This window comes from Kouleothrix sp. (assembly GCF_046328425.1).
Taxonomy (GTDB): Bacteria; Chloroflexota; Chloroflexia; order Chloroflexales; family Roseiflexaceae; genus Kouleothrix.
In genome coordinates, this window is the sequence record NZ_JAXLWP010000022.1 from 126,429 (window position 1) to 137,702 (window position 11,274).

The window sequence follows — 11,274 nt, forward strand, 5'->3', positions numbered from 1 at the left end:
AGCTTGTGTTGCACGGCGTGGCTTCGCCACGCCGGCAACACTAATAAGAAATCTGGGGGCGGCTTCGCCCCCAAACCCCACCAAAGTGTACGTCATCAAGCGAATTTGGTATCACACCACCTCGCCCAAACGCTTGCGCGCCCGCCGGCCACGCCGAGCGCTAGGCACGACGTTGCCCGCGCACACCGGCAGCTCTGGAATGCGCGCGCCGTTCCTCGCCGCGCTGGAGCGCGCGGCCACTTCAACCGGGTAGGCGCCGCGCCGGCCTACGCGCAGCGGAAGCGCCCCGCCCGCCCACGCCATCGGCCGCCACACCCGCGCCACATCCAGCGCCGGCCGTGCAGCGGCCGGCGGCGTCGCCAGCGCCGTATCGTAGCGCACCAGCATGATCAGCAGCCAGAGCGAGATCGCCAGATCGGGCCAGAAGTAGAATGTGTCGACCAGGCCGTGCACCAGCGCGCCCGTCAGCGCCGCCAGCGCGCCAAGCACGCGCAGCCTCGCCTCGAGCACCCATGGTTTTTGCCCCGCGGCAGCGCCTGGGCCAGCGGCCAGCGCCAGGCCGCGCAGCGCGCCTCTCGCGCCGAAAATCGCCCGCGCCAGCAGCAGCGCAAGCGCGCATACGCCCAGCGGCCCGAGGTTCAGCCACAGCTCGAGCAGCAAGGTGTGCGGCTGGTGCGCGTTGCGGTCGTTCGTAGTCGCCAGCGCCGGGTCGATCAGGCTATTGCCAAACACCGGGTTGTGGTAGTAGTAGAACTGGTCGAGCCCCAGGCCAAACGGGTGCCGCTCGATCAGCGCCAGCGCCTCGCGCCACAGCAGCAGCCGCACATTCACGCTGCCGCCTGCAAAACCGCCGCGTAGCCCCAGCATCAGCGCGGCCACACCGGCCAGCACGCCCGCGCCGATCAGCAGCACCGGAAGCAGCCAGGCGCGGAAGCGCCGCTTCAGCTCGGGCAGCAGCAGCACCACCAGCGCGGCGCCCGCCCCCAGCCATGCCCCGCGCGAGAACGACACCAGCATGCCGCCAAGGCAGAGCAGCGCGCCCAGGCCGTACACCAGCCCCAGCCCGCGCCGCCTGCGATACGCTGCCATCCCCAGCATCGCCGCCAGCGGCCACACCCGCCCCATATACAGGCCTAGGTTGTTCGGGTTTGGGTAGATCGAGGCCACGCGCGGCAGACGGCCAAGCACGTCGGCGCTAAAATCAAGCCCCAGGTTCTGCTGAAAGGCGCCTGGCGCGATCAGCATGCCGGCGAACTGCGCCAGCGCCCATAGCGCCACCGCGCAGCCGCCCGACACAAACGCGGCCGCAAGCTTGTGCACGATCGGCGCGCTGCCGTCGCGCGCAGGCGATGCCTGGCCCAGCCAGTGCGTCAGCGCCACAAACGCCAGCGGCTCGGCGATAAACCACCGAAACGCGCGCAGCGCATCCTGCCGGGCAACCGCCTGCGGCGCAGTGAAGAGAATGCCGGCGATGCCGGCCAGCAGCAGCAGCAGCTCGGGCGCGTAGCGGCGCAGCCACTGCTCCACGCGCGGCGGTTGGCGTAAACGCGCGAGCGCGCGGCGCAGTTCGCCTGGGCGCGCCAGCAGCGCAATCGGCGCCGCCGCACCCGTGAGCGCCAGCGCCAGCTCGTGCGGCGGAACCGCGTGCGGCAGCAGGCCAGGCAGCCGCAGCTGCAGCAGAAACCAGGGCGCCGTCAGCGGCACAAACAGCAGCGCCAGATCCGCTCGCTGCAGCGCCAGTATGCCAAACAGCGCCACCCCAAGCACTTTGAGCGGCGCGCTATCGCTGAAGTAGCAAAGCCCCAGCCCGAGCGCCAACCCCAACCCCTGCGCCACGGGAATCGCCCCACGCCATCCCGGCGATACGCGCGGCCCGACAGCCGGCGCCGCGCGCTCGAACAACCAGAACATAGCCCCTCCGTATGCCTGCGCCCACACCTCGATCGGCTGTATAGCAAGTGCCATACCCGCCCAATCGGGCACAGAAAAAGGGTGGGTTGCGCTAGCGAATCCGACCCTTTTGCCGCAAAGCTGGCAGGCGACAGGCAATAGACTTTATTGGAAATAACAGCGGCGGGGTTCAGGGGCGACCGCGCCACCCCCGAACCCCACCACCGGCTACGCCTTCAGCTGTACGTGGTACTACTCTTCCTTGTCGTCCGCGTCGTCAAGCTCGCTCATCTGATCAAGCGCGTCCATGAACTCGGCCAGGTCGTCGCCGTCGCCGCCATCGGCAGGGGCATCATCGTCGGTGCCCTCGAGCAGCGCGCGCAGGCGCCGGCGGATCTCTTCGTCGTCGGCCGAGCTGGTCTGCTTGGCGCCATCGCCCTGCCCCAGCATCTCCGACGCGCGCCGCACGTCGGCCGGAAGCTGCCGGCCGTCGTCGTCGCCTTCGAGCTTGCGCGGCCCCGCAGCCAGCTCGCCCATCAGATCCTCGGCCAGCGCGCGGCGCTTCTCGATCCCGGTGCCTGCCGGGATGAGCTTGCCGATCACGACATTCTCCTTCAGGCCGCGCAGGTAATCGACCTTGCCAGTGATCGCCGCCTCGGTGAGCACGCGCGTGGTTTCCTGGAACGACGCCGCCGACAAAAAGCTCTCGGTCGTCAGCGAGGCCTTGGTGATGCCCAGCAGCACTGTGGCCGCCGTGGCTGGCTCGCCGCCCTGGCTCACCACCTCGGCGTTCAGCCGGCCAAACTCGGCCGCGTCGATCAGCTCGCCCGGCAGCAGCCCGCTGTCGCCCGGCTCCTCGATCCGCACGCGCCGCAGCATCTGGCGCACGATGATCTCGATATGCTTGTCGTTGATATCCACACCTTGCGAGCGATACACCTTCTGTGCCTCGTTCACCAGGTAGCGCTGCACCGCCTCTTTGCCCTGCAGCTCCAGCAGCTCCTGCGGGTCGGCCGAGCCCTCGGTAAGCTGCTGCCCAGCCGTCACGCGCGAGCCGTTCTCGATCCCCACGGTGAGGCGCGCGCTGTGCGGCACCACCACCTCGCGCTCCTCGCGATCTTCCTGCACCACCACCACCTTGCCGTCGCCATAGTGCACCCGGCCAGTCAGCCGCGACACAATCGCGTCGCCGCCAAGGTCGGCGCGGTTGCTCTCGGCCAGCGGCTGGCCCTCATTCACCTCGGCGCCGTCGGCCAGCAGCGGAACGAAGTGCTCGGGCAGATCTTGCTCGTCGGTGTACACATCGCTCGACACCACCCGGATCTTGCGCATATCGTCGTCGCGGATGATCTCGACCACGCCGTCGATCTCCGAGAGGATCGACTTGCCCTTGGGCGAGCGCGCCTCGAAGATCTCCTGCACGCGCGGCAGACCCTGCGTGATATCGTCGGCCGAGGCCACGCCGCCGGTGTGGAAGGTGCGCAGCGTCAGCTGCGTACCCGGCTCGCCAATCGACTGCGCGGCGATGATACCCACCGCCTCGCCGATCTCGACCAGCTTGCCGGTAGCCAGGTTGCGGCCGTAGCACATCCGGCAGATGCCGTGCTCGGCCTGGCAGGCCAGCCCAGAGCGCACAAACACGTCGTTGACTCCGGCCTCCTTGAACAGCTGCGCGAGCCGCTCGTCGACCTCGTCGTTGCGATCGGCCAGCACCTCGCCGGTCTTCGGGTGCGCCACCGGCATCGCCAGGATGCGGCCCACCACCCGATCCTCCAGCTCCTCAAGCATCTCCTTGTCGTCGGCGCGGTGCAGCCACAGCCCCTCTTCGGTGCCGCAGTCGTCGGTGGTAATAATCGCGTCCTGCGCCACGTCGACCAGGCGGCGCGTCAGGTAGCCGGCGTCGGCCGTGCGCAGCGCGGTGTCGGCCAGACCCTTGCGCCCGCCGTGGGTCGACACGAAGTACTCGAGCACCGTCAGGCCCTCGCGGAAGTTCGACTTAATCGGCAGCTCGATGATCCGCCCCGTCGGGTCGGACATAAGCCCGCGCATACCGGCCATCTGGCTCAGCTGGTTGATATTACCGCGCGCCGCCGAGTTCACCATCATCGCCACCGGGCCGTACGGGTTCAGGTTGTTCTTCACCGCCTCGGATGTCGACTTGGTGGCGTCCTGCCAGATCTTGACGATCTCCTGGTAGCGCTCTTCCTCGGTGATCAGGCCGCGCCGGTACTGCTTCTCGACGTCGGTCACCTGCGCGTCGGAGTCCGTCAGGATCTGCCGCTTGGCCAGAGGCACCTGGATATCTTCGACGCCAACGGTCATGCCGCCGCGCGTCGCGTACTTAAAGCCCAGCGACTTGATCTTGTCGGCCTGCTCGGCGGTGCGCTCCGAGCCATAGATGCGCGCCAGCTCGTCGCGCGAGCTGACGTTCGGGTACATCGCGCGCACGCTGTTCAGGTCGTCCTCCGAGAGGTTCGCCAGGTTGGTGTAGTACTGGTAGCAGTCGGCGATGATCTCTTGCAGGCCCTTCTTCGGCACCTGGCGGTTGCGATACTGCATCGGCTCGAGCAGCTCGCCGTTGAAGATAATCCGGCCAATCGAGGTCTCGATCAGCATGCGTGGCTTGCCATCGGTGTCGGGCGCCAGCTCGCGCACCTGGCGATCGTTCGTGCCCTGCACCTTGCCGCGCATACGCACCCAGATCGGCGCCTGGATGTCGACCACGCCCTTGTCGTAGGCCAGCATCGCCTCTTCGATCGAGGCGAACTTCTTACCCGAGCCCTTCGCGCCGTCCTTCACCATCGAAAGGTAGAAGCAGCCCAGCACGATGTCCTGCGACGGCGTGATGATCGGGTTGCCGTGCGCCGGCGAGAGCAGGTTGTACTTCGAGATCATGCGCATGCGCGCTTCCTCTTGCGCCTTGCGCGAGAGCGGCACGTGCACGGCCATCTGGTCGCCGTCGAAGTCGGCGTTGAACGCGGCGCACACCAGCGGGTGCAGCTGGATGGCCGAGCCCTCGATCAGCTTGGCCTCGAACGCCTGGATCGACAGGCGGTGCAGCGACGGCGCGCGGTTCAGCAGCACCAGGTAGTCCTGGATCACTTCCTCAAGCACGTCCCACACCTCGGGCCGCACCCGCTCGACGATGCGCTTGGCGCTCTTGATGTTGTGCGCAAAGCCCTTCTCGACCAGCCGGCGCATCACGAAGGGCTTGAACAGCTCAAGCGCCATCTTCTTCGGCAGGCCGCACTGGTGCAGTTTCAGGTTCGGGCCAACCACGATCACCGAGCGGCCCGAGTAGTCAACACGCTTGCCCAGCAGGTTCTGGCGGAAGCGGCCCTGCTTACCCTTGAGCATATCGCTCAGGCTCTTCAGGCGGTGCTTGCCCTTGCCGCTCACCGCGCGCCCGCGCCGGCCATTGTCGATCAGCGCGTCGACAGCCTCCTGCAGCATGCGCTTCTCGTTGCGCACGATGATCTCGGGCGCGTTCAGCTCCATCAGGCGCTTGAGGCGATTGTTGCGATTGATCACGCGCCGGTACAGGTCGTTCAGGTCGGAGGTCGCGAAGCGCCCGCCGTCGAGCTGCACCATCGGCCGCAGATCCGGCGGGATCACCGGCAGCATTGTCAGGATCATCCACTCGGGCTTGTTGCCGCTCTTGCGGAAGTTCTCGACGACGCGCAGCCGCTTGGTGGCCTTCTTACGCCGCTGGCCCTGCGTCGTCTGCACCTCGACCTGCAGCTCCTCGCCGAGCTTTTCGAGGTCGACCGTGCGCACAATCAGGTCGCGGATCGCGCCCGCGCCCATGTCGGCCTTGAATACGCCTGGCGCCAGCTCGCGCAGCGTGCGGTACTCGGTCTCGGTCAGGATGCGGCGCATCTTCAGGCCGTCGATCAGCTCGAGCTTCTCTTTCTCCTCGCGCACCAGCGTGTCGAGCTCGCGCTGCAGGCGCTCCTGCAGCCGCTCGCGCTCCTGGGTCGCCTCGTACTCCTTGCGCTCGCGCTCGGCATCGGTCAGCAGCTCGGCGTCGGCCATGTCGCGCTGGCGGCGCGCCTCCATGGCCTCGATCTCCTGGTCGAGCAGCTCTTCAAGCTGGTCGATCACCTTCTCGGTGATCTGCTCGCCCTCCTCTACCAGCACCACGCCGCGGAAGCTGACATCTTCCTCGGCGGCTTCGCCAGCCTTGTCCTCAAGGTCGGCGCGCAGCGTCTCGGCCTCGGTGGTCAGCGCCTCGCGCTGGGCCTTGTAGTCCTCTTCGATCCGCCGCTGCGTCGAGACCTGCGCGGTCTCCATGCCGCCCAGGTCCTGCGTCAGCTGCGACGACAGCTCGATCCGCTTGCCCTCGGCCTCGCCCTGGATCTTCTCGCGCTTGCTGGCGTACTCGGCCTGCATCGCCTCGCGCATGCCCGCGCGCGCCTCGTCATCGACGTGCGTGATGATATACGAGGCGAAGTACAGCACCCGCTCGAGGTTGCGCGGCGAGATGTCGAGCAGCAGGCCCAGCCGGCTGGGCGTGCCCTTCACAAACCAGATATGCGACACCGGCGACGCCAGCGCGATGTGGCCCATGCGGTCGCGCCGCACCTTTGCTCGCGTCACCTCGACGCCGCACTTATCGCAGATCACGCCCTTGTAGCGGACGCGCTTGTACTTGCCGCAATAGCACTCCCAATCCTTCTGTGGCCCAAATATTCGTTCACAAAATAACCCGTCGCGCTCGGGCTTGAGCGTGCGGTAGTTAATTGTCTCCGGCTTGGTCACTTCCCCATGCGACCATCCCAGGATGTCCTCGGGCGAGGCCAGGCTGATGCGGATCGCATTGAAGTCGTTGATCTCGAGCATTTCACTCCCCTTATATCATAAAGGGGTGGGTTTGTAAGAGAGGGCTCCGCCCTCCCTTACACCCTCCCAAACAATCTAGAACTCGCCGCGCTCCATGCCCGACAGGTTGATGCCATCCAGCGCCGCCATGTCGCTGTCGACGTCGTCGTTCAGCTCCACTGGCTTTTCGTCGGCCGAGAGCACCTCGACCGAAAGACCAAGCGACTGTAGCTCCTTGATCAGCACCTTGAACGACTCGGGCACGCCAGCCTCCTGGATCGGCTCGCCCTTCACGATCGCCTCGTAGGTCTTCACACGGCCGACTACGTCGTCGGATTTTACCGTCAGCATCTCCTGGAGGATGTAGGCCGCGCCGTAGGCCTCGAGCGCCCACACCTCCATTTCGCCGAAGCGCTGGCCGCCGAACTGGGCCTTGCCACCCAGCGGCTGCTGCGTCACAAGGCTGTAGGGGCCAGTCGATCGGGCGTGGATCTTGTCTTCGACCAGGTGGGCAAGCTTCAGCATGTAGATATAGCCGACCGTCACCGGGTGGTCGAAGCGCATGCCGGTGCGCCCGTCGTACAGCGTGATCTTGCCGTCGCTTGGCAGCCCCGACTGCTCAAGCATCGAGTGGATCTGCTCCTCGTGCGCGCCATCGAATACCGGCGTAGCCACGCGGAAGCCAAGCTTGGCCGCCGCCCAGCCCAGGTGCGTCTCGAGGATCTGGCCGATATTCATACGGCTGGGTACGCCGATCGGGTTGAGAATGATATCGACAGGCGTGCCGTCCGGCAGGAACGGCATATCTTCGATCGGCAGCACCCGGCTGACCACGCCCTTGTTGCCGTGGCGGCCGGCCATCTTGTCGCCGGCGCTAATCTTGCGCTTCTGGCACAGCAGCACGCGCACCGTCTGGTTCACGCCCACCGGCAGCTCGACATCGTCCTCGCGCGAGAACACCTTGACGTCGATCACCTTGCCACGCACGCCGTTAGGCACTCGCAACGAGCTATCCTTCACCTCGCGGGCTTTTTCGCCGAAGATCGCGCGCAGCAGCCGCTCCTCAGCGGTCAGATCGGTCTCGCCCTTAGGCGTAATCTTGCCCACCAGAATATCGTTCGGCTGCACCTCGGCGCCGACATAGATGATCCCGCGGTCGTCGAGGTTGCGCAGGCTATCCTGGCCGACGTTGGGAATATCGCGAGTAATCTCCTCGGGGCCAAGCTTGGTATCGCGCGCCTCGACCTCGTGCTTCTCGATGTGGATCGAGGTGAAGATATCCTCGCGCACCAAGCGCTCGCTCACCAGGATGGCGTCTTCGAAGTTGCCACCCTCCCAGGGCAGGAACGCCACCAGCACATTCTGGCCAAGCGCCAGCTCGCCGGCGTCGGTGCTGGAGCTGTCGGCGATGATCTCGCTGGCGCGCACCCGCTGGCCGCGCAGCACGCTAGGCCGCTGGTTGATGCAGGTATCCTGGTTCGAGCGCATGAACTTGCGCAGCTTATACTCGTGCTGCTCGCCGTCGTCCTCCAGCACCACGATCTTATCGCCGGTAGCCGAGAGCACGATGCCGTCCTTTTTCGCCACCACCACCTGGCCGCTATCGCGCGCTGCCAGGTACTCCATGCCAGTGCCGACGATCGGCGCGTCGGGGCGCAGCAGCGGCACAGCCTGGCGCTGCATATTCGAGCCCATCAGCGCGCGGTTGGCGTCGTCGTGCTCGAGGAACGGGATCAGCGCGGTCGAGACGCTCACAACCTGCTTGGGCGACACATCCATATAGTCGACGCGGTCGATCGGCTCGGTCTCAAAGTCGCCCTGGAAGCGGCAGGCGATCGAGCCCTCAAGGAAGCGGTTGAACTGGTCGAGCGGCGCGTTAGCCTGCGCGACCACGTACTTCTCTTCCTCGTCGGCCGAGAGATAATCGACCTCCTGGGAGACGATCGGGCGGATCTTGATCGACTTGAGCGGCGTCGCGGCGATCCGCTCGGCCAGGGCGCGATTGATCTCATGGCCGGCCTCGGCGATCACATCGCCACTGGCCGGGTCGACGATATCCTCGCGCAGGATCTGGCCGCGCAGTAGGTTGACCGTCATGCGCCGGGCGATATCTTTATCGACGCGGCTGCCGCGCGCGGCGATCAGGTCGCCGGTGCGCAGGTCGCGCACATCGCGCAGCAGCAGGCCCTGGCGCTCCCACTCGGCCGAGTTCAGCACCTCGCGATACACCTTGCGGTATGGTGTCTCGAGGAAGCCCATCTCGTTCACGCGCGAGAAGGTGCTCATGGTGCCGATCAGGCCGATGTTCGGGCCTTCGGGCGTTTCCACCGGGCAGATCCGGCCATAGTGCGAGTGGTGCACGTCGCGCACCTCGAAGCCGGCGCGGTCGCGGCTGAGGCCGCCCGGCCCCAGCGCCGACAGGCGCCGCTTGTTCGTCAGCTCTGCCAGCGGGTTCGTCTGATCCATGAACTGCGACAGCTGCGAGCCGCCGAAGAACTCGCGCATCGCGGCGACCACCGGCCGGATATTCACGAGCGCGTTGGGCGTGGCGCTGTCGGGGTCTTGCAGCGACATGCGCTCCTTCACCACGCGCTCCATGCGCAGCAGGCCGACGCGGAACTGCTGCTGGATCAGCTCGCCGACGGTGCGCACGCGGCGGTTGCCGAGGTGGTCGATATCATCGGCATTGCCCTTGCCGTTATTGAGCTCGATCAGCCGCTCGACGATCTTGAAGATATCGTCGGGGCGCAGCACGCGCACCTTCTGATCGGGCGCGGCGGCGCGCGCCTCGGGCCGCGGGTCTTTCTCCCACAGGTTCTTGTTCAGCTTATACCGGCCGACCTTCGCCAGGTCGTAGCGGCGCGGGCTGAATAGCAACGACTCAAGCAGGCCGCGCGCATTCTCGAGCGTGGGCGGGTCGCCGGGGCGCAGGCGCTTATACAGCTCCATCAGCGCCTCTTTGGCGTGGCGCGCCGGGTCTTTATCGAGCGTAACCTTCACATACTGATGGTCGCTTTGATCGATGTGCTGGAACAGCGCGATGATATCCTCGTCGCGCCCGCGCTGGTCGAGCTCGCTGTCGGGCGCCCACTGGCCCTCGCCGTTGGGCTGGGCGTCCCACGCCAGCACAGCGCGCAGCAGAATTGTGACCGGGATCTTGCGCTTGCGATCGACCTTAACGGAAATAACGTCGCGCTTATTCGTCTCGAACTCGAGCCAGGCACCGCGGTTGGGGATGAGCTTAGCCGAGTGCAGGCCGCGGCCGCTGGTCGGGTCTTTCTCTTCTTTAAAGTACACACCCGGCGAGCGAATAAGCTGCGAGACGACCACGCGCTCGGCGCCGTTGATCACGAAGGTGCCATTCTCGGTCATCAGCGGGAAATCGCCCAGAAAGATCTCGCTCTCCTTAAGCTCGCCGGTAGCCAGGATATGCAGCTGCACATTCACGCGCAGCGGCGCGGCGTAGGTCATGTCGCGCTCGCGGCACTCATATTCGTCGTAGCGCGGCTCCCCGAACGCGTAGTCGAGGAAGCGCAGCTCCATATTTTTGCCGGTGAAGTCGGTGATTGGCGAGATCTCGTCAAACAGCTCGCGCAGACCCTCGCGCCGAAACCACTCAAAGCTATTAATCTGCGTCTCGATCAGCGTCGGCACCGCGATCGCGTCCTGAATGCGCGCAAACGAGCGCCGCTCCAGATTGGAGCGATGCAGCCCATCGACGCCAGGATCGTTGGGCATGATCAGCGGCTGAAGAACCACAGGCTCGACCAAGGGGGGCATGGGCACCTCACTCTTACTGAGTTATGAGTTATGAGTTGTGAGCTATGAGCAGCTCAAGCGCGAGAACAATCACCCAACACTCAGAACTTAAAACTCAAAACTTCCTCGTAACATGCCAAAAGCACGAACCGTCTCTTCCTCAGTGCTGTCCGTCAATGGGCAGAACCTCTGGACTGGCGTTCGTGACATCCGATAAAGATCGCGTTGAAAGTTGCGCCGGGCGGCGCGTGCGTGACGCTGCGACGTACTTGGCGATGTACGCAGGCTCCTCTCTCTACACATCGATGTGTGATGTGTATTACGAAAACTGCGAAAAGGAATGATACCACGCCCGCCCAGAGATGTCAAGGGCGAATTGCAATGTTTTCAGGCGCGCTGGATGCCCAGGCGCCAGAGGTGTGGGCTTGTCGGCCCGGCGAGCATATGCTATAGTACAGAACGACCACAGCCAGGGGAATTCGCATACGCGGGCGTAGCTCAATGGATAGAGCAACGGTCTTCTAAACCGTAGGTTGTGGGTTCGAGCCCCGCCGCCCGCGCCACGTCCCAATCCGCAATTGCGCACTCCTGCTGTACCTCCTCCATGCCTGCCCTGGCCTCAGGATGCAATCCGGGATGTAATTCTTGTATCCGCATTGATTATACTCCCTGTTCGATTGCGTCATCCAGTGCGATGACGTAATCCGACTGGCCCTCGTAGAGATGCCCATAGCGGTCGGCAGTGACGCTGATCGAGCTATGGCCCATCCAGCGCGAGAGAGTATAGATATCGACGCGCGAGTA

Annotated in this window: 3 protein-coding genes and 1 tRNA gene; 1 reads left to right on the plus strand and 3 read right to left on the minus strand. The window is 65.3% G+C overall.

Annotation, left to right across the window (positions count from 1 at the left end; all coding sequences use genetic code 11):
• Positions 1-111: 111 nt before the first annotated feature.
• The 3 genes from U0177_RS20060 to U0177_RS20070 form a co-directional block, all read right to left on the minus strand.
• A complete protein-coding gene (locus U0177_RS20060; RefSeq protein ID WP_409572441.1) occupies positions 112-1,911 on the minus strand; it encodes an O-antigen ligase family protein in 1,800 nt (599 codons plus the stop codon).
• A 231-nt stretch (positions 1,912-2,142) separates the two neighbouring features.
• A complete protein-coding gene (gene rpoC, locus U0177_RS20065; RefSeq protein WP_409572442.1) occupies positions 2,143-6,732 on the minus strand; it encodes a DNA-directed RNA polymerase subunit beta' in 4,590 nt (1,529 codons plus the stop codon).
• A 75-nt stretch (positions 6,733-6,807) separates the two neighbouring features.
• Positions 6,808-10,491, minus strand: a complete 3,684-nt coding sequence (locus tag U0177_RS20070) for a DNA-directed RNA polymerase subunit beta (RefSeq protein WP_409572443.1) — start codon at positions 10,489-10,491, stop codon at positions 6,808-6,810.
• A gap of 466 nt (positions 10,492-10,957) precedes the next feature.
• Between U0177_RS20070 and U0177_RS20075 the strand changes: the two genes are divergently transcribed.
• A tRNA-Arg gene (locus tag U0177_RS20075) sits at positions 10,958-11,033 on the plus strand.
• Positions 11,034-11,274 lie beyond the last annotated feature (241 nt).